The organism is Nocardia rhizosphaerihabitans, assembly GCF_014646295.1.
In the GTDB taxonomy this organism is placed as follows: domain Bacteria; phylum Actinomycetota; class Actinomycetes; order Mycobacteriales; family Mycobacteriaceae; genus Nocardia; species Nocardia rhizosphaerihabitans.
Genome location: NZ_BMNE01000004.1, coordinates 533,801 through 551,784 on the forward strand (window position 1 = coordinate 533,801; position 17,984 = coordinate 551,784).

Consider the following 17,984-nt stretch of genomic DNA (forward strand, 5'->3'; position numbering starts at 1 on the left):
TAACGAACGAAGGCACGGACTTCCACCAGGGAGTCCGTGCCTTCGCGCGTTTCCGGAACATGGGTGAAATATTTGGATTTCACTCTTGTCGATGGGCTTCGTCGTGTTCTCTTGGCGCATGAAGAAGATTGTTGCTGTTGCTGTTCTGTCGTGTGCGTTGGTTTCGGTGCCCGCCGTCGCCTCCGCCGCTCCTGTCGCGCCCGCTCCTGTTGCCGAATCCGGGTCGTCGCAGGGCGGTACGGGGTCGTCGCAGGGTGGGACGGGGTCGTCGGAGACGGCGTTGATCTGTTCGCCGGTGGCGCAGTTGCTGTTTGCCACGGGCAGTGTCGAGAAGCCGCCGCTGTATGACCTGCTCTGCCTGTTCAGCTGAGTCAGTTGTCTACTCGCAGGTGAGTGAGGACTGCCAGGACGCGGCGGTGGTCGTCGGGTTCGGGTTGTAGGCCGAGCTTGGCGAAGATGCTGCGGACGTGGGTTTCGATCGTGCGTTCGCCGAGGAACAGTGCCGCGCCGATCGCGCGGTTGGAGCGTCCTTCGGCCATGAGCCGCAGCACTTCTCGTTCGCGCGGGGAGAGTTCGTCGAGCGGCAGGGCGCCGTGGTGTGGCCGGGAGACCAGGCGCGCGACCAGGTCTGGATCGATCGCCGAGCCGCCCGCGGCGACTCGCTGCAGGGCCGTGACGAACTCGTCGATATCGGACACCCGGTCTTTGAGCAGGTAGCCGAGGCTGCGTGCGCCGCCGGAGAGCAGGTCGAGGACGTTCTCGGTCTCGATGTACTGGGAGAGCAGCAGAACAGCGGTGCCGGGATAGTCGCGACGGATGGCGACCGCTGCGTCGATGCCTTCGGTGGTGCAGGTCGGCGGCATCCGGATGTCGACGACCGCGACATCAGGCCGGTGCGCGCGGACCAGGCGCAACAGCGCCACCGCGTCGCTCGCCTGCCCGGCCACCTCCATTCCCTCGTCCTCGAGCAGGCGGGCGATGCCCTGGCGCAGTAGCGCCGAGTCGTCGGCGAGCACCACGCGCAACCGTGGTGCGGTGCCCGCATCGGCGGGCTGGTAGCGGATCGTCGGGTGTTCGGCGGTGTCCTCGGCCGCCGCGGTGAGCACCGCACGCGCCGCGGCCGCGAAGGTGCCGCAGTCCGGATAGCGATCCTCCGGGCGCTTGGCCATCGCCCGGGCGATGACCGCGTCGAAGGCTTTCGGCAGGGTGGGCAGCAGCGCGCTCGGCTGTGGAATCGGGCCGTTGAGGTGGCCGTTCATGATGGCCGCCTGACTCGGTCCCGGATAGGGCGGACTGCCGGTGAGCAGGTGGAACAGGGTGCAGCCCAACGAGTATTCGTCGGCCCGATGGTCGATGGTCCGTCCTTCGAGCTGTTCGGGGGCCGCGTAGCGGAGGGTGGCGACCATCATCCCGGCGGTGGTGAGGTGCACGGTGTCGTCGAGCGCTTTGGCGATGCCGAAGTCTGTGAGCAGCACCCGTTCCGGCTCGCCCGGCTCGGTCGGCGTGGCCAGCAGGATGTTCGCCGGGTTGACGTCGCGATGGAACACCCCGGCCCGGTGCGCGTAGTCGAGTCCCGCCGCGACCGCTTCGATGATGTGCACGGCCCGGTCCGGCGCCACCGGCCCGTCGTGTAGCAGCCGGGCGGCATCGGTCCCCGGCACCAGCTGCATCGCGATCCAGAGCCGATCGCCCTCGCGGCCGCGGTCGTACACGGCCACGATGGCGGGGTGGTCCAGCCGGGCGGCGTGATCGGCTTCGAACTCGAATCGGGTGCGGACATAGTCGTCGGCGGTGAGCGAAGGATGCAGCACCTTGAGCGCGACGGTGCGTGGCAGGGTCGGATGGCGAGCGGCGTAGACCGATCCCATGCCGCCCGCGCCGAGCGTCCGCTCGATCGTGTAGCCCGCGAACACCGTGCCGGGTTCGAGGTCACATCCGCCCATGCGTCACCGCCTCGCCGCGTGTTCCGCGCATCTCCATTGAACACCCGGGCGGCTCATGGCGCGTCGCCCGAATGGACCGGGAGGGTGACGGTGAGGACCGTGCCCGCGCCGGGCGTGCTGTCGACGTTCAGCCGGCCACCGAGTGCCGCGGCGCGATCGGACAATCCGCTGAGTCCGCCGCCGGGACGGATCTGCGCGCCGCCGCGCCCGTCGTCGGCGATCGTCATCCGCACCGTGTCGTCGACCAGGCGCACCTCGATGTCGACATGCGTGGCGCCGGAATGCTTGGCCGCGTTGGTGACTGCCTCGGCGGCGATGAAGTACGCGGCCAGTTCCACCCCGGCCGGTGGCCGCGGCACCAGCGTGCCGTGGATGCGCACGGGGAGGGGGGAGCGTTCGGCGAGCGAGGTCAGCGCGGCCGTGAGACCGCGCTCGGCGAGGATCGGCGGAAATACGCCCCTGGCCAGTTCGCGCAGCTCGGTGAGCGCGGTGTCGAGCTCGGCGGCGCCGCGCGTCACCAGGTCACCCTGGGTTTCGGTGTCGGCGGCGCGTTGGGCCCGGCGCAACAGCAGCGCCGCGGCGACGAGACGTTGCTGGGCGCCGTCGTGCAGATCGCGTTCGACGCGGCGGCGCTCGGCGTCGCCCGCCGCCACGATGCGCTCACGGGAGCGGCGCACCTCGGCGAGCTGGGCTTGCAGATCGTTGCGCAGGCGTTCGTGATCGAGGGCTAGCTCGGTCGCGCCACGTACGGCGGCCAGCAGTTCGGGTTCGTTCTGCAGCTGCTTGTCGTAGACGAGTGCGGCCGTCGCTGCGCCGTCGCGTTCGAGGATCGTCGCCACCCGATGACCGCCGCCATGCGGCAGTCCCCGGATGTTCCCCTCGTCGTCGACGTAGCCGCCGCGTTCGGCGTTGTAGGTCCACAGCGCCAGGGTGGGGTCGTGCAGTGCGCGGCGCAGTGCCTCGACGAAGCCGGAACTGATCGGGGCCGCGCCGATCTCGACCATGGCGTCACCGACCGCGGCCCGCGCCATGCGATACCGCACCTGTCCGAAGACGATGGCCGTAGGTAGCAGTACGAGCGGGATGTAGCGCAGATTCAGAGTCCAGGCGTGCACCGATCCGGGGAATCGGGCGGCGGTCGCCAGGATCCACAAGGTACTCACCCCCGCGACCGTCGCGAGCACCATGATCGGGGTGAATCCCGCTCGATAGGCCGCCGTGCCGGATCGCCAGCGCTTGATCACCACGGCGATGATCGTGATGGCGAGGAGGACGGCGGCCGCGCCGACGGTCAGCTGGATCCGGTCGGCGAGCACCGCATCGTGGCGGATCAGCAGCAGGTTGACCGAGGTCGACCGGTGCGGCGCTGGCACCTCCCGCGGATCGAAGAACAGCCACTCGGCCGACACCCCGAACACGGCCAGCACCCAGCAGGCCCGGACATACCAGCGTTCCCACGACTGGTGCAGCCGGCCTGTCGGGAAGCCGAGCAGAATCGGAAGCATCACCGGCAGATAGATATTCGTCAGCACCGCGCCCGCGGTGAACAGCATCGGGTCGCTCGACCGGCGGACACAGCAGGCCAGCCACACGATGCCCGCCACGACGAAGAGTGGTCCGGCCAGGTCGCGCGGCCGTTTCGTCCAGGTGAACAGTCCCGACGCCACGAACGATGCCCCGGTCAGCAGGAACAGCGCGAGCTCCACCCGGCTGAACTTGGGCGAAGTCTGCGCCGCGGCGAAGGCTTCGCGCGGACCGAACAGCAGGATCCTGGCGGGGTCGTAGAGAGCAGCCTCCGACCAGTCCACCGACAGCACGACGGCGACGCTCAGCGCGGCGGCACAGGCCGTGACGCCGCCGATGAGCGCGACCGTGCGAGGTGTCATCGAAGAGCCTCCGACTACCCGATTCATCCAGGATCCTCCGCCGGAATCCGGCGCACAACAGCCCAGGGAATCCGTGTTGGCACTGAGTGGATTCGGTGCCTTCACGGAAGAGATAGCCGCTGTTCAGGCCGTAATTTTGGGGTGTGCCGCCGACCGGTGGCCGACACCACCACCGCCGCTGTCGGCGGTCGCACCAAGGAGATTCCGATGAGAAACCACACCGGCCGGATGGCCATCGCACTAGGAGCGCTGGCGTCCCTGCTCGCCCTCGGATCAGGCATCGCTGTCGCTGCCCCGCAGATCGATCCCAACTTGGATCCATTGACAACCGGCGTCGTCATCAAGGACCCTGGCGCGCCCGCACTGCCGTATAGCTGCTCCGTGTTCGGCCTCGGGTTCGCGGCGGGCCCCGCGACCGCGGCCGGTACCGCGACAGGGGGCTTCCTGATGGCCAGCCCGGTGATCGCCGTCTGCACCGATCCCGCGCATCCGGTGGTACTCGGCAACGCGGGCTGACGGGCCCGATATCCGAGGGCACGGACTCGAGTGGAGTCGTGCCCTCGGATTCGATGCCCCGGCAAGTCGGGGCGTGCGCACCGCGAGGGCGGACGGGCACGGTAGAGCGATGAAGAAGCTCGCCGTAACCTCCGCCCTCGCCCTGTTCCTTGTCGCCCCCGCCGTCACCGCGACCACCGCCCACGCCGAAACGCCGGTCGCTGGCAGTGGCTCGTCGAGCCTGGATGTCCTCTGCAGCCCGGTCGGTGGACTGCTCGTCCTCGCGGGCAGCGCGGAGAATCCCTACGGCCCGCTGCTCAGCATGGTGTGCGTGACCCGCTGACCGGTATGTCCCCGCAGGTCAGCGGAAGGGGGACCGGTCGATCCCGCAGCGGAGGTCGGCCGGGGGGAGCTGGCCGGTGAACAGGTAGTCACGCTTGACGTGCTCGGCGCAGGTGCTGGGCACGTACATGCTGCTGTGGCCCGCGCCTTCCACGACGACCACGCGGGCGTTGGCCAGCTGGGCGGCACCGGCGACGGCGCCGCGCAGGGGCGTCGCCGGGTCGTACCTGCTGTTCAGGACCAGGATCGGGGCGGCCGTCTCGCGATTCCACGGGCCGGTGTAGCGGTCGGCGTCGAGGGCGGGCCAGAAGGCGCAGGGGGTGGCGTTGAAGACGGCGGTGCGACCGAAATAGGGGACGCGCAGGTCTTCGACGGCGCCGACCCGGCTGTAGACGGCGGGGTCGGTCGGGACGGCGCTGTCGGTGCACTGGATCGAATAGAACGCCTCGATCCGGTTGCCGGGGTGCTCTTTCGCGAAGATCGCGTCGTGCGTCAGGGCCGGGAGCAGCGAGGTTCCGGCGTCGAAGAGCTGCTGGAGCAGCATCGCCAGGTCGGCGTAGGTGTCCGGGCGCGCGAGGCTGCCCGCGGCGGCCACGATCTGCCCGTAGGTCCACGGCGTGCCGTCGACCACGATGGGGGCCGGTCGCGCGCGTTCGGCGAGCGCGATCCACTTGAGTTTCGGGTCGCCCGCCGAGAACGCGCAGTCCGGGCCCGCGGCCGAGCAGTCGCGCAGGAAGGCGTCGAAGGTCTCGGCGATGGCATCGGCCACGCCCTGCCTGGTATCGAGCGGCAGGTCGGCGCCGTGCCCGCTCACATTGCCCTCGAAGTCCAGCGACCCGTCCAGCGCCATCGCCCGTACCCGGCCGGGGAACATGTTGGCGTAGACCGCGCCGACCTGGGTGCCGTAGGAGATGCCGTGATAGGTCAGCGCGGCATCGCCCACCGCGCGTCGCAGCAATTCCAGGTCACGGGCGGTATTCGCGGTCGAAGCGTGCGCCAGGATCGGGCCCGCGGACTCCCCGCAGCGGGCGGCGATATCGGCGGACCGGGCGAAGAACTCCGGTTCGTCGCCGGGACCTGCCGGGGTGCCGGGGAAGGTCGCGAAGTAGGCCTCCTGCTCATCGGCCGAGGCAAAACAGCTGGTCGGCGCGCTACGCGAGACCGAACGCGGATCCCACGACACCAGATCGAACCGGGCCCGTAGTTCCTCGGAGAACAACCACGGCCACCGCGCCCGCTCGCGCAGCCGGTCGACGCCCGACGGTCCAGGCCCGCCGAAGTTCACGAACAGGGTGCCGATCCGGCGACCGGGGTCGGTCGCGGGCAGCTTGATCACCGCCAGCTCGATCTGTTCGCCCTGCGGGCGGTGGTAGTCCAGCGGCACCTGCGCCCACGTGCAGGAGAAGCCGTCTTCGCAGTCCGACCACTGCATTGCCGGGGTGCTCGCGGCTTCGGCGAGCTGATCGACGTACGGATCGGCCGCGCCGGCGGGGGCCGGGACGGTGAGAGCGCCGAGGCCGAGCAGAACAGCGAGAACGCGGGTCCAGCTGCGGCGAGTTCCACGGCGCCAAGAGCGCGAATACAACTGCCGAGCCTCCTGCGCAGATCGGACGAACCTCGCGAAGCTATCACATGCTTACTTCAGGAAACTAGTTGGCGCCGAACGGAATTCGCCCCATCGGCCCAGCTCGCCCGCCGCCGCGACCCTGCTCCTTACCCTCCGGCCCTGAATTTATTTCGAATTGTTCGGTTAACGCATGGTTAAGTATTTCGGCGGACCCTGTGCTTCTTCCGATAATTTCCGCGCCGAGGTGGTCGGCACGCCACTTCGTCGCTACTGTCGGGATTGTTGCGCGGAAATGTGGCGCAACCGGGTGTCGACGATGATCCCTAATTCCGGGACAACCGGAGGAAGTGGGATTGTGACGATAACCACAGAGAAAACCGGGCGTGACCTGGCCCACCGCCCCGCTTACCGGGGGATGCCGACCGGCGCGATGCCGATGGTCGCCTTTCTTTCGGTATTGGCCGGATTTATCGGCGCTGCCGCTTACACGCATTCCGCCGGATATTTCGTGACATTCATGACCGGAAATACCGAGCGCGCCGTACTCGGCTGGTTCGACAATGACGTGGTCCTGGCGACCGGCGCCATCACCTTGCTCTTCTCGTTCGGTCTCGGCGTGTTCGTCGCCTCGCTGCTGCGCCGGCGGGTGTGGCGCGACAGCCGCTACGGCGCGGCCGTGGTGACCACGGCGGCCCTGGCCGTGGCGGCCGTCGTCGACTGGGTCCTCGACCGCACGGGCGGGCAGGAGGTGGGGTTCATCCCCATCGCCTTCGTCGCGTTCGCGGTCGGCGCGCTCAACACCGCCTTCGTCAAGAACGGCGAGACCAGCGTTCCGCTGAGCTACGCGACCGGGACGGTGGTGAAGCTGAGTCAGGGCATCGAAAGCCACGTCAGCGGCGGCAGTTCCCGGGATTGGCTCGGCTACGCGCTGCAGTACGGATCCTTCGCCGCGGGCGCCTTCTTCGGCGGCGTGCTGAGCATGCTGGTCGGCGGCGAGATGATGCTGATCGTGGCAACCGTCGTCTCGGCCGTGGCGATCCTGCTCACTGCCAAGGCCGCGGACGAGCCCCAGATTTTGTCCTGACCACGGCATTGCCTACACTAGAGCGGTTGCCTGGGCACCACTGTGTCCGCTGGCGCCTCGCGTAGGCGGACGGTCCAGGCGCCGAGAGCTCGTAACGAGAACTCATCCGGTCGGTAAGTGCCGTCCGGACCAGCCGAATTGTTGTAGGCCCACGGTCGCCTCGTGAAAGCGGGGAGATGCTGCATGGGAACCGCAGCGAGAAAGGTGTCGAGGTCTAACCATGACCATGACTGATCCGATCGCAGACTTCTTGACACGTCTGCGCAACGCCAACTCGGCGTACCACGATCAGGTGAAGGCGCCCCACTCCAAGCTCAAGGCGAACATCGCCGAGATCTTGAAGCGTGAGGGCTACATCGCCGATTACCGCACCGAAGACGCGACCGTGGGCAAGTCCCTCGTCGTCGATCTGAAGTACGGCCCCAGCCGTGAGCGCAGCCTCCAGGGCCTGCGTCGCGTCTCGAAGCCGGGTCTGCGTGTGTACGCGAAGTCCACCAACCTGCCCAAGGTCCTCGGCGGCCTCGGCGTGGCGATCATTTCCACGTCGACCGGTCTGCTCACCGACCGTCAGGCGGCCAAGCAGGGCGTGGGCGGCGAAGTCCTCGCCTACGTCTGGTAAGGGAGGTCAGGACTAATGTCGCGTATTGGTAAGAAGCCCATCGAGATTCCGGCCGGCGTCGACGTCACCATCGACGGCCAGGTCGTCACGGTGAAGGGGCCCAAGGGCACCCTGTCGCACACCGTGGCCGAGCCGATCACCGTCACCAAGGGTGAAGGTAACGAGCTCGAGGTCGCCCGTCCCAACGACGAGCGCGCCAACCGCTCGCTGCACGGCCTTTCCCGCACCCTGATCGCCAACATGATCGAGGGTGTCACCAAGGGCTACGAGAAGAAGATGGAAATCTTCGGTGTCGGCTACCGTGTGGCCGCCAAGGGTTCGAACCTCGAGTTCGCCCTGGGTTACAGCCACCCGGTGCCGATCGAGGCCCCGGAGGGCATCACCTTCGCGGTGGAATCGCCCACCAAGTTCTCCGTGTCCGGTATCGACAAGCAGAAGGTCGGCCAGATCTCCGCTGTCATCCACGGACTGCGTAAGCCCGACCCGTACAAGGGCAAGGGCATCCGCTACGCCGGCGAGGTCGTTCGCCGCAAGGTCGGAAAGACGGGTAAGTGATCATGGCGCAAACCGAAAACCAGAAGGCCAAGCGGATTCCGCTGGGCAAGGACGTTTCCACGAAGCGTCGTCTGTCGAAGACCCGCCGTCACTTCCGTCTGCGCAAGAAGGTCGTCGGCACCACCGAGCGTCCGCGCCTGGTGGTCAACCGCTCCTCGCGGCACCTGCACGCCCAGCTCGTCGACGATTCGGTCGGCAAGACCATCGCCGCCGCGTCCTCGATCGAGGCCGATGTGCGTGCGCTGGAGGGCGACAAGTCCGCCAAGGGCGCCAAGGTCGGTCAGCTGATCGCCGAGCGTGCCAAGGCTGCCGGTATCGAGGCGGTCGTGTTCGACCGTGGTGGTCACGACTACCACGGCCGTATCGCGGCGCTGGCCGATGCCGCTCGTGAAGGCGGGTTGAAGTTCTGATGACTGTTATTTCGAATGGAAGGAACGTCTGATGCCGGGACGTCAGCGGCGTGACGGCGGCAGCGGACCCGCCGGACAGAACAGCAATGCCCCCGAGGGCGGCCGTGGCGATCGTCGCGGTGGCGGCGACCGTCGCGGCGGTGACCGTCGGGACCAGGCTGCCGAGAAGAACCAGCTCGAGCGCGTAGTCGCGATCAACCGCGTCTCCAAGGTCGTGAAGGGTGGTCGTCGCTTCAGCTTCACCGCCCTCGTGATCGTCGGTGACGGCAACGGTCTGGTCGGCGTCGGCTACGGCAAGGCCAAGGAAGTTCCCGCGGCCATCCAGAAGGGTGTCGAGGAGGCTCGCAAGGGCTTCTTCCGCGTCCCGATGATCGGCTCGACCATCACCCACCCGGTTCAGGGTGAGGCGGCGGCCGGTGTCGTCATGCTGCGTCCGGCTTCGCCCGGTACCGGTGTGATCGCCGGTGGCGCGGCGCGTGCCGTGCTCGAATGCGCTGGCATTCACGACATTCTGGCCAAGTCGCTCGGTAGCGACAATGCGATCAACGTCGTTCACGCGACGGTTGCCGCGCTCAAGATGCTCCAGCGTCCCGAAGAGGTTGCCGCGCGTCGCGGTCTGCCGATCGAGGATGTCGCTCCGGCGGGCATGCTGCGTGCGCGTGCAGGACAGGGAGCCTGACATGGCTGATCTCAAGGTGACCCAGATCAAGAGCACCATCGGCGCCAAGGCGAATCAGAAGGAGTCCCTGCGTACGCTCGGCCTCCGCAAGATCCGCCAGACGGTTGTCCGTGAGGACAACGCTCAGAACCGCGGTCTGATCAACGTCGTGCGCCACCTCGTAACAGTTGAGGAGGTCTGACATGACCATCAAGTTGCACCACCTGCGTCCTGCGCCGGGTTCCAAGACCGAGAAGACCCGTGTGGGTCGCGGTGAGGGTTCCAAGGGTAAGACCGCCGGTCGTGGTACCAAGGGCACCAAGGCCCGCAAGAACGTCTCCCCGGCGTTCGAGGGTGGCCAGATGCCGCTGCACATGCGCCTGCCGAAGCTCAAGGGCTTCACCAACCGCTTCCGCGTGGAGTACCAGGTTGTGAACGTGGGCCGCATTGCGGAGCTGTTCCCCGAGGGCGGCACGGTCGGTAAGGCCGAGCTCGTCGCTGCCGGCGCCGTTCGCAAGAACGAGCTGGTCAAGGTCCTCGGCGATGGTGAAATCGGTGTCGCGGTCCAGGTGACCGCCGACAAGGTGACCGGCTCCGCCAAGGAGAAGATCGCCGCCGCCGGTGGCACCGTCACCGAACTGGCCTGACGGTACTGTAGTTAGCAGTGGACACCGGACGAGTCGAGAGCTCGTCCGGTGTCACTGTTAGAGTTCAAGTGTTGTCTGCCAAGCTCGTCATCGGCTGACGTATCCACACGATGCGGTGTTGGTTCAGTCGCATGGCATGACCATGTCGTTCGCCAGGAGGATCTGTGCTTTCCGCCTTCGTATCGGCCTTCCGGACTCCGGACTTACGGCGGAAGATTCTCTTCACGCTGGGGTTGATCGCGCTGTACCGGTTGGGTGCCGCGCTGCCGTCCCCCGGCGTCGACTACCGCGCAGTCCAGGACTGCGTGAAGCTGGTCTCCGGTGGTGAGTCCGCCGGTATCTACCAGCTGATCAATCTCTTCTCCGGTGGTGCGCTGCTGCAGCTTTCGGTGTTCGCGATCGGCATCATGCCGTACATCACCGCGAGCATCATCATCCAGCTGCTGACCGTCGTCATCCCGCGCTTCGAGGAGCTGCGCAAGGAAGGCCAAGCAGGCCAGACCAAGATGACGCAGTACACCCGGTATCTGTCGATCGCCCTGGCGATCCTGCAGGCAACGGGTCTCGTCGCGCTCGCGGCGCGCGGTCAGCTGCTCCAGGGCTGCCAGCAGGACATCCTCGCCGACACCAGCATCTTCGGCATGATCATCATCGTCCTGGTGATGACCGCCGGTGCGGCGCTGGTCATGTGGTTCGGTGAGCAGATCACCGAGCGCGGTGTCGGCAACGGCATGTCGCTGCTCATCTTCGCCGGTATCGCCGCGCGCATCCCGATCGACGGCAAGAACATCCTCGACACCCGAGGTGGCCTGGTCTTCGGTCTCGTCTGTGCCGCCGTGCTGGCGATCATCGTGGCGGTGATCTTCGTCGAGCAGGGCCAGCGCCGGATTCCGGTGCAGTACGCCAAGCGCGTCGTCGGCCGCAAGATGTACGGCGGTTCGTCGACCTACCTGCCGTTGAAGGTCAACCAGGCCGGTGTCATCCCGGTGATCTTCGCGTCCTCACTGCTGTACCTGCCCAACCTGATCGCGCAGCTGACCGGGTCGAGCACGGCAACGGAGCCGAGCTGGTGGCAGGAGATCATCCAGAAGTACCTGGTGAATCCGTCCAACCCGGTCTACATCGCCATCTACTTCGGCCTGATCGTGTTCTTCACCTACTTCTACGTCGCGATCACCTTCAATCCGGAGGAACGCGCGGACGAAATGAAGAAGTTCGGCGGCTTCATCCCGGGCTACCGTCCCGGCAGGCCGACCGCCGACTATCTCAACTACGTTCTGAGCCGCATCACCCTGCCTGGCTCGATCTACCTCGGTCTGGTGGCCGTGCTCCCGAACGTGTTCCTCGACATGGGCAATTCGGGTGCGGTGGCCAACCTGCCGTTCGGCGGTACCGCGGTGCTCATCATGGTCAGTGTTGGTCTCGACACGGTCAAGCAGATCGAGAGCCAGCTGATGAATCGAAATTACGAAGGGTTCCTCAAGTGAGAGTTGTTCTGCTCGGTCCGCCGGGTGCCGGCAAAGGTACTCAGGCCGTCCTGCTGTCGGAAAAGCTGGGCGTTCCGCACATCTCCACCGGAGACCTCTTCCGCGCGAACATCAGCCAGCAGACCGCCCTCGGTCGCGAAGCGCAGAAGTACATGGACGCGGGCGACCTCGTCCCCAGCGATGTCACCAACCGCATGGTCGAGGCGCGCGTCGCCGAGCCGGACGCCGCGAACGGCTTCGTGCTCGACGGCTACCCGCGCACGGTCGATCAGGGCGACGCGCTGAAGAAGATCCTCGAGAACCACGGCACCGAGCTCGACGCCGTGCTGTGCTTCGTGGTGCCCGAGTCGCTGCTCAAGGAGCGGATGCTCGCCCGCGGTCGCGCCGACGACACCGAAGAGGTGATCGACAACCGGCTGCGCGTCTACCGCGAGGAGACCGAGCCGCTGCTCGAGTACTACGACGGTCTGGTCGTGACGGTCGAAGGCGTCGGCGAGGTCGACGACGTCAACGCGCGGGCACTGCAGGCGCTTGGCCGCTGATGGTCTTCAGCCGTAAGAAGAAGGTCGTGCCGTTCCGTTCGGCGGGCGAGCTGGATGCCATGGCGGCAGCCGGCGCGATCGTCGGACGGACGCTCGTCGCCGTCCGCGCCGCGGCCAAGCCCGGCGTGTCGACGCTGGAACTGGACGAGGTCGCCGAGCAGACGATCCGTGACGCGGGCGCCGTCCCGTCGTTCAAGGGTTATCACGGCTTCCCCGGCTCGATCTGTTCTTCGGTCAACGACCGTGTGGTCCACGGCATCCCCTCGGCGACGGAAATCCTCGCCGAGGGTGATCTCGTGTCCATCGACTGCGGCGCCATCCTCGACGGCTGGCACGGCGACTCGGCCTGGACCTTCGGCATCGGCCCCATCATCGAGGCCGACCGGCTGCTGAGCGAGGCGACCAGGCTGTCGATGGAGATGGGCATCGCCGCGATGCTGCCCGACAACCGCCTCACCGACGTCTCGCACGCCATCGAGCTCGGCACTCGCGCTGCCGAGAAGGAGCACGGTCGCCAGTACGGCATCGTCGACGGTTACGGTGGCCACGCCATCGGCCGCGAGATGCACATGGACCCGTTCCTGCCGAACGAAGGCGCCCCCGGCAAGGGTCCCCGCCTGGTCGTCGGCTCGGTGCTGGCGATCGAGCCGATGCTCACCCTCGGCACCACCGAGACCAAGACGCTCGACGACGACTGGACGGTCGTCACCACCGACGGCTCCCGCGCCGCGCACTGGGAGCACAGCGTCGCCGTCACCGAGGACGGCCCGCGCATCCTCACCCTGCGTCCGGAGTAGTTCGCGCGCAGCAGTTTTCGACGACGGCCCGGTCAGCCTTCCAGCAGGATGGTGACCGGGCCGTCGTTCGTCAGCTCGATCTGCATGTGGGCGCCGAAGTGCCCGGTCGCCACGGTCGCGCCGAGTTCGCGCAGCGTATCGGCGAAGGTGTCGACGAGTGGTTCGGCGAGGTCACCGGGCGCGGCCGCGTTCCAGGACGGGCGCCTGCCCTTGGCGGTATTCGCATACAGCGTGAACTGGCTGACGACCAGAATCGGTGCGCCGAGATCGGCGGCGGAGCGTTCGCCGTCGAGGATGCGCAGTCGCCAGGCCTTGTCGGCCAGTGCTTTCGCCGTCGCCTCGGTATCGGTGTGGGTGGCGCCGACCAGGGCGAGCAGGCCGTGTGGCACGCCCGCCTCGGCCGGATCGATCCGGCCGACAACCTTGTCCTCGACAGAGACCTGGGCACTGGTCACCCGCTGCAGCAGTACTCGCACAGCACCCGATCATGCCAGGCGCCGGGTCCGGGTCAGGACTTGCCGAAGAACAGGATGTCGGGCCCGTACTCGGTGAGCGGGCGGTTCTCCGCGGCCTGGCGGATACCGCTGCCGGGCAGTTCGGTCACCTTGGCGAACATCTCCGCGTTGCCGAAGGCCGCGCGAACCTGGGTTTCGGAGGCGTAGTCGGCGCCGTAGTCGGCCAGTGTCGCGAAATCCAGCGGGGCCAGCGGCGCGTCGAGCGGCGCCTGGCCGCTCGGCCTGCCGAGCGCGGCGTACTGGGTGGCGACGCCGTTGTCGTAGAGGCACAGTTCGTAGGAGATGTTCTCGATGGTGGCGACGGTGAGCACCGGCCACTTCTCCGAGAGGCGAACGGCGAGTGGGTGAGTGCCGAGCCCGCCGATCTCCCAGTTCAGGCTCTTCACCGAAATCCAGCTGCCGGAGGACTTCTCGACGAGGACCACGTCGGCGCCCAGCTCGGTCGCCGGATTGACGACGGGTTCCTTGACACCCCAATGCTTTTCGTGCACCCCGGCGAACCGTCCCGCGTCCACCTGCTCGGCGCCGTCGCGGGCGAACGCCGCGATGATCGCGGTGCGCACCTGCATCAGCGCGTCCGGCGCGGTGCAGCGCACGGCGATCGCGCCGTAGGTCGCCGAGATCTCCACCGGCCGCGACGGCGGCTCCGGCATCGCGCCCGCCGCCAGCGGCTTGAGGCCAACCAGCGCCAGGCGCCAGTTGATCTCGTCGATGGTCGCCAGATCGCCGCCCGACTGGTACAGGATCTGCTGCTGGGTCAACCTGCCCGCGCGTTCGAGGGTGGGCGCGCCGAGCTTGTTCAGCGCCTGGGTGGTCTTGAGGGTGAGATCGAGGTCCTCGATCCTGGTCTCGCGCAGCTTCGCCGTGCTCGCCGGCGAGGTGAGCTCCGAATACAGCGCGCGATAGCTCGCGATCGCCTGCTTGCGCGAGCGCCCGACCATCATCGTCCGCAGCAACGTGCTCAGGCTGGCCAGGTACTTGCCCGGCTGCTCCGAGGACCGCGCGTACATGGCCGCCCGGATCCGCACCGCCGACTCGGTCGCGGCCACCGCAGCCTCGTGATCGAGCCGCATCAACCACACGCCGCACTTGGACAACCCGTCGGCGCACATCGCCGAGACATCCGGATAGTCCTGCGCCACTTGCCGATACGCCGAACAGGCACTGCGAATGGTGTTGGTCGCGAGCTGCCGGTGCCCGACCAGCTTGGTCGCCTGCTCGAACAGCCGTAGCGCGTCCTGCAACGCGCCCGCGTACTCGTAGGAGACGAAACCACCGACCAGCCAATGCAGCCGGATCGCCACGGCTTCCTGTGCGGGCTCCAACGCTTCGGCCGTGCGATCGCGCTCGGACGGGTTGTCCCGCGTGGTGAGCAGCGCCTGGGCCAGTTCGGTGAGTGAACCGGCCAGCTTCAGGTAGTCCTCCGGCCGCTGACTCCTGGTGCTCGCGCGGTCGGCGGCGACGCGCCGTTCGAGGCCGCTCAGGTCGGTCATGAGCAGTTCCATCGCGACGTCAATCCTGGCCTCATCCATCGTTCGAGCACAGCCGCTGGGCGGCCGTTCAGTGTGTCGTTCGAGTTTGGCACAGATCGGCGGTCGCTGCCGGATCGTCCGCGGAACCCGGATGTTCAGCCAGGATCGGGCCGCTGTTTCCCTGTGGCTGTGCATATTTCGCTTCGCTTACTAGAATGCGAGGCGATCGAGCCGACTGGCGAGGGACGTCGGTGGGGTGTTTCGAGGAGCGGGTAGCGTGGGCGATTCTCCCTGGGCGGGGCTGGCGGGCAAGGCGAAGATCAAGGTCGAGACAGGCGCCGCGCTCGAGGCGGCCAAGGCCTGCAGCCAGGCCATCGAGGTATTCAAGGGTTGCCAGAACCTGTTCACCGACCTGAACAACTACGACGAGGGCAAGCTCGGCGGCCACCAGGTCGATGCCGGACCGCCGCTGCGCACCAAGTTCATCGCCGAGGCCACCCAGGCCAAGGAGCTGATCGGGCGCTATATCGACTCGCTCGAGGACCTGGTCATCATGTTCAAGGCGGCCGGGGAGTCCTACACCGAAACCGACAAGGCCTCCGGTGACCGGATCGCCACACTCAAAGGCCAGCTCAAGGACGTGAAGCCCGAGCCGGGGGCGAAGGACCTGAAGGGCGAGGTCTCGAAGGCGGGCGACTACAAACCGGCCAACTACGACGAAGGCAACCACGACTACGACATCGGGACCGCGCAGCCGCCCGCCAGCAAGGTCGGCAAAGCGGGGCCCGAGGCGGTCGGCGTGGGGATTCCGGTGCGGGCCGCGTCGAACATGTCCTGGCGTGACATGTACGACCTGGGTCAGCGGATCTCCTGGGTCGAGGTCGCCGACGACGCGCCGGTCTGGGAGGGGATGGCCCAGGCGGTGCACGGCGCCGCCTACAACCTCGAGCAGAAGCTCGCCGAGATCACCGGCGATCGGTGGCAGAGCGAGGGCGGTGAAGCCGCGCTCAAGGCGATCTCGATTTTCGGCCAGTCGGTCATGACGCTGAGTGAATCCTTCACGATGATGCAGCGGAACCTCGAGTACACGGCGAACTGGCTGTACGCGACCAAGGTGTGCATGCCGATCGACAAGGAAGACAGGTGCGACGACGATCTCCAGGAAAACCGGGATCGCTATGAGCGCCACTATGTCAACGGGGTGAAGGCGACCGAAAAGGCGTTCCCGGCGACGGCCGAACCCAAGGCGCCCGAGGGGCCGGTGACCACGCCGAACAATAACAACAACAATAACAACGGAAATAACAACAACAACGGAAACAATAACGCCGGCAACAACAATGCCGGAAACAACAATGGCGGCGGCAACAACGCCGGCGGCGGCAGCGGCTCTGGGAGTGGCAGCGGTGGCTCTGGGAGTGGCGCGGGCAGCGGCAATTCCGGAGCAGGCGCCCAGCAGGCGGCCGCCAGTCAGGCCGCCCAGCAGGCGGCGCTGCAGGCCGCCCAGCAGGCCCAGGCCGACCTGCAGCAACAGCAGAAGCAGAACGGGACCAACACCTCGCAGGGCACGAACGGTCAGATCGGGTCGACGGGCCAGACCGGATCCACCGGCTCGGTCGCCGGGTCGAGCGGCTCGGGCTCGGGTGACCTGTCGAGTGTCCTGTCCTCGGTGATGTCGGCGGTGACCACGGCCGTCAGTTCGCTGACCCAGGCGCTGCCGTCGCTGGCGACCGCGCTGCAGCAGGTGTCCGCGAACGCCACCTCCGGCCTGCCCGACCTCTCGCAGCTCGGCACGCTGTTCCAGCAGTTCCCCGACCTGGCGCAGGTGCTGTCGGAGTCGCCGGAGGTCGGCGAGCTGATCGCAGCGAACCCGGCGCTGTCGCCGCTGGCGGAGCTGCTCGGTATCGAGACCGAGACCCTGACGCCTGTCACCGCGGACGCGGCCGCGGTCGGGGAGACCACCGAGACGGCGACCGGCCAGATCTTCCCGCGGGCAGGCCTGCCCGATTTCTCCAACCTGCTGCCGAGCCTGGACGAGATCGCCACCCCGGTGACCGGACTCGTCGCCGCGGTGCAGGACGCGGTCGCGCCTGACGCGGCGGCCGCTCCCGTCGAGGCGGTCGAAGCCGCCGTGGCGACCGCGCCGGGCTACCCGCGGGCGGAGGCCGAGGCATGAGCCGCACCTGGGAATTCACCGATGTCGAGTTCACCGTGCTGTGGAATCGGTTCATCGGCAACCATCTGCCGCGCCCGCTCACCTTCCAGACCACCACCCGGCTGCACGACGACTGGGAGCAGGAGAAGTACGAGACCTGGCAGCGGCTGCAGCACACCGTCGATCCCGAGATCCGCACCGTCTTCGAGGTCCTCGAACGCCCGGAAGCCTATGTGCGGCTGCGTGGTTGGAACGACCGTCACCGTGACGATGCGCAGTACTGGCTCAAGGCCCGCGCCGCGAGGGCGGGGGCGCGGGGCTACATCGTCCACCAGCTGCCCGGCGAGACACCGACGCACAGCGGCGGATACGTCGTGCGCGAGTGCGGCCCGCACGGGCTGGCCGAGGCGGTCGTCGACCTGATGCCGAAGGCTCCGGCGGGCAGACAGGGCATCCTGCCGCTGTCGACCGGCGCGCGCTCGAACGACTCCGCACCGCGGGCATCGATGTTCTTCGAGGACGCCGACACCACGGTGGCCGACCGGAGCGCGGAGTTCTTCGAGACTCCGGCCGAGCGCACCGGCACCGTCAACATCCTGCAGAATCAGTCCATGTTCGGCTCCCGGGGGATGCACCGCGACATCCTGGTCTGGCGCGACCTGCCCGACGACGGCCGGTACGCGATAGCCCTGCCGTCGGACGAACCCGTCGCGACCCCGATGGCCGGGTCCGCGCTGGTCTCGGCGATCGGCAAGTCCATCGACCGGATGATGGCCCGCGTCGAATCCCATTGGGAGGCAGGTGTCTGAC

General features: G+C 67.5%; 20 protein-coding genes. 15 read left to right on the forward strand and 5 right to left on the reverse strand.

The genetic code is table 11. The features are described from left to right. Positions 1-91 precede the first annotated feature (91 nt). Entirely contained in the window at positions 92-370 is a 279-nt protein-coding gene (locus tag IEY60_RS19950; protein WP_189030459.1) for a hypothetical protein, read from the forward strand. Position 371: 1 nt separating this feature from the next. Here the strand turns inward: IEY60_RS19950 and IEY60_RS19955 are convergent, their stop codons facing one another. Both IEY60_RS19955 and IEY60_RS19960 read right to left on the reverse strand, forming a co-directional pair. After that, complete coding sequence (locus IEY60_RS19955; RefSeq protein WP_189030461.1) at positions 372-1,943, reverse strand: protein kinase domain-containing protein; 1,572 nt, start codon at positions 1,941-1,943, stop codon at positions 372-374. 53 nt (positions 1,944-1,996) lie between these two features. Next, positions 1,997-3,829, reverse strand: a complete 1,833-nt coding sequence (locus tag IEY60_RS19960; protein ID WP_189030463.1) for a sensor histidine kinase — start codon at positions 3,827-3,829, stop codon at positions 1,997-1,999. A 207-nt stretch (positions 3,830-4,036) separates the two neighbouring features. Between IEY60_RS19960 and IEY60_RS19965 the strand changes: the two genes are divergently transcribed. Beyond that, positions 4,037-4,345, forward strand: a complete 309-nt coding sequence (locus IEY60_RS19965; RefSeq protein ID WP_189030465.1) for a hypothetical protein — start codon at positions 4,037-4,039, stop codon at positions 4,343-4,345. A gap of 109 nt (positions 4,346-4,454) precedes the next feature. Further along, positions 4,455-4,667: a hypothetical protein gene (locus tag IEY60_RS19970; RefSeq protein WP_189030467.1), complete on the forward strand. Its 213-nt coding sequence runs from the start codon at positions 4,455-4,457 to the stop codon at positions 4,665-4,667. 18 nt (positions 4,668-4,685) lie between these two features. Here IEY60_RS19970 and IEY60_RS19975 read toward each other — a convergent pair whose 3' ends face one another. Then, complete coding sequence (locus tag IEY60_RS19975; RefSeq protein ID WP_229739976.1) at positions 4,686-6,251, reverse strand: alpha/beta hydrolase; 1,566 nt, start codon at positions 6,249-6,251, stop codon at positions 4,686-4,688. A gap of 397 nt (positions 6,252-6,648) precedes the next feature. Here IEY60_RS19975 and IEY60_RS19980 point away from each other — a divergent pair, with 397 nt between their 5' ends. The 10 genes from IEY60_RS19980 to map all read left to right on the forward strand — a co-directional run bounded on the left by IEY60_RS19980 (position 6,649) and on the right by map (position 13,032). After that, entirely contained in the window at positions 6,649-7,317 is a 669-nt protein-coding gene (locus IEY60_RS19980; RefSeq protein WP_189031300.1) for a YoaK family protein, read from the forward strand. A 220-nt stretch (positions 7,318-7,537) separates the two neighbouring features. Then, complete coding sequence (gene rpsH / locus IEY60_RS19985; protein WP_014981717.1) at positions 7,538-7,936, forward strand: 30S ribosomal protein S8; 399 nt, start codon at positions 7,538-7,540, stop codon at positions 7,934-7,936. A 15-nt stretch (positions 7,937-7,951) separates the two neighbouring features. Next, positions 7,952-8,491: a 50S ribosomal protein L6 gene (rplF, locus tag IEY60_RS19990; protein ID WP_019045067.1), complete on the forward strand. Its 540-nt coding sequence runs from the start codon at positions 7,952-7,954 to the stop codon at positions 8,489-8,491. Between the two features lie 2 nt (positions 8,492-8,493). Continuing rightward, positions 8,494-8,901, forward strand: coding sequence for a 50S ribosomal protein L18 (rplR, locus tag IEY60_RS19995; RefSeq protein ID WP_189030469.1), 408 nt, complete (start codon positions 8,494-8,496; stop codon positions 8,899-8,901). A gap of 31 nt (positions 8,902-8,932) precedes the next feature. Beyond that, a complete protein-coding gene (gene rpsE, locus IEY60_RS20000; RefSeq protein WP_189030471.1) occupies positions 8,933-9,580 on the forward strand; it encodes a 30S ribosomal protein S5 in 648 nt (215 codons plus the stop codon). Between the two features lies 1 nt (position 9,581). After that, on the forward strand, positions 9,582-9,761 hold the full coding sequence (gene rpmD, locus IEY60_RS20005) for a 50S ribosomal protein L30 (RefSeq protein ID WP_188829836.1): 180 nt from the start codon (positions 9,582-9,584) through the stop codon (positions 9,759-9,761). 1 nt (position 9,762) lies between these two features. After that, positions 9,763-10,206, forward strand: a complete 444-nt coding sequence (rplO, locus tag IEY60_RS20010; RefSeq protein WP_019045071.1) for a 50S ribosomal protein L15 — start codon at positions 9,763-9,765, stop codon at positions 10,204-10,206. Positions 10,207-10,370: 164 nt separating this feature from the next. Continuing rightward, entirely contained in the window at positions 10,371-11,693 is a 1,323-nt protein-coding gene (secY, locus tag IEY60_RS20015) for a preprotein translocase subunit SecY (RefSeq protein WP_189030475.1), read from the forward strand. After that, complete coding sequence (locus IEY60_RS20020) at positions 11,690-12,235, forward strand: adenylate kinase (protein WP_189030477.1); 546 nt, start codon at positions 11,690-11,692, stop codon at positions 12,233-12,235. Before secY ends, IEY60_RS20020 begins: the two co-directional genes overlap by 4 nt. Continuing rightward, positions 12,235-13,032: a type I methionyl aminopeptidase gene (gene map / locus IEY60_RS20025; protein WP_189030479.1), complete on the forward strand. Its 798-nt coding sequence runs from the start codon at positions 12,235-12,237 to the stop codon at positions 13,030-13,032. Before IEY60_RS20020 ends, map begins: the two co-directional genes overlap by 1 nt. Positions 13,033-13,064: 32 nt before the next feature. Here the strand turns inward: map and dtd are convergent, their stop codons facing one another. Both dtd and IEY60_RS20035 read right to left on the reverse strand, forming a co-directional pair. Continuing rightward, positions 13,065-13,508, reverse strand: coding sequence for a D-aminoacyl-tRNA deacylase (gene dtd, locus IEY60_RS20030; protein WP_189030481.1), 444 nt, complete (start codon positions 13,506-13,508; stop codon positions 13,065-13,067). A 32-nt stretch (positions 13,509-13,540) separates the two neighbouring features. After that, a complete protein-coding gene (locus tag IEY60_RS20035) occupies positions 13,541-15,040 on the reverse strand; it encodes a hypothetical protein (RefSeq protein ID WP_229739977.1) in 1,500 nt (499 codons plus the stop codon). A gap of 256 nt (positions 15,041-15,296) precedes the next feature. Here IEY60_RS20035 and IEY60_RS20040 point away from each other — a divergent pair, with 256 nt between their 5' ends. Both IEY60_RS20040 and IEY60_RS20045 read left to right on the forward strand, forming a co-directional pair. Further along, the gene (locus tag IEY60_RS20040; RefSeq protein WP_189030485.1) at positions 15,297-17,195 is read left to right on the forward strand and encodes a hypothetical protein; all 1,899 of its coding nucleotides are present in this window, start codon (positions 15,297-15,299) and stop codon (positions 17,193-17,195) included. Next, positions 17,192-17,983, forward strand: a complete 792-nt coding sequence (locus tag IEY60_RS20045; protein ID WP_189030487.1) for an ESX secretion-associated protein EspG — start codon at positions 17,192-17,194, stop codon at positions 17,981-17,983. The genes IEY60_RS20040 and IEY60_RS20045 overlap by 4 nt, the downstream gene beginning before the upstream one ends. The last annotated feature ends 1 nt before the right edge of the window (position 17,984 follow it).

Excerpts from the sequence above, each read along its gene's own strand:
- IEY60_RS19970 (WP_189030467.1), top strand. The coding sequence starts at position 4,455 with ATGAAGAAGCTCGCCGTAACCTCCGCCCTCGCCCTGTTCCTTGTCGCC.
- map (WP_189030479.1), top strand. The coding sequence starts at position 12,235 with ATGGTCTTCAGCCGTAAGAAGAAGGTCGTGCCGTTCCGTTCGGCGGGC.
- IEY60_RS19980 (WP_189031300.1), top strand. The coding sequence starts at position 6,649 with ATGCCGACCGGCGCGATGCCGATGGTCGCCTTTCTTTCGGTATTGGCC.
- IEY60_RS19955 (WP_189030461.1), bottom strand. The coding sequence starts at position 1,943 with ATGGGCGGATGTGACCTCGAACCCGGCACGGTGTTCGCGGGCTACACG.
- IEY60_RS20035 (WP_229739977.1), bottom strand. The coding sequence starts at position 15,040 with ATGACCGACCTGAGCGGCCTCGAACGGCGCGTCGCCGCCGACCGCGCG.
- IEY60_RS19965 (WP_189030465.1), top strand. The coding sequence starts at position 4,037 with ATGAGAAACCACACCGGCCGGATGGCCATCGCACTAGGAGCGCTGGCG.
- rpsH (WP_014981717.1), top strand. The coding sequence starts at position 7,538 with ATGACCATGACTGATCCGATCGCAGACTTCTTGACACGTCTGCGCAAC.
- rpsE (WP_189030471.1), top strand. The coding sequence starts at position 8,933 with ATGCCGGGACGTCAGCGGCGTGACGGCGGCAGCGGACCCGCCGGACAG.
- rpmD (WP_188829836.1), top strand. The coding sequence starts at position 9,582 with ATGGCTGATCTCAAGGTGACCCAGATCAAGAGCACCATCGGCGCCAAG.
- IEY60_RS19960 (WP_189030463.1), bottom strand. The coding sequence starts at position 3,829 with ATGACACCTCGCACGGTCGCGCTCATCGGCGGCGTCACGGCCTGTGCC.
- rplR (WP_189030469.1), top strand. The coding sequence starts at position 8,494 with ATGGCGCAAACCGAAAACCAGAAGGCCAAGCGGATTCCGCTGGGCAAG.
- IEY60_RS19950 (WP_189030459.1), top strand. The coding sequence starts at position 92 with ATGGGCTTCGTCGTGTTCTCTTGGCGCATGAAGAAGATTGTTGCTGTT.
- rplO (WP_019045071.1), top strand. The coding sequence starts at position 9,763 with ATGACCATCAAGTTGCACCACCTGCGTCCTGCGCCGGGTTCCAAGACC.
- rplF (WP_019045067.1), top strand. The coding sequence starts at position 7,952 with ATGTCGCGTATTGGTAAGAAGCCCATCGAGATTCCGGCCGGCGTCGAC.
- IEY60_RS20045 (WP_189030487.1), top strand. The coding sequence starts at position 17,192 with ATGAGCCGCACCTGGGAATTCACCGATGTCGAGTTCACCGTGCTGTGG.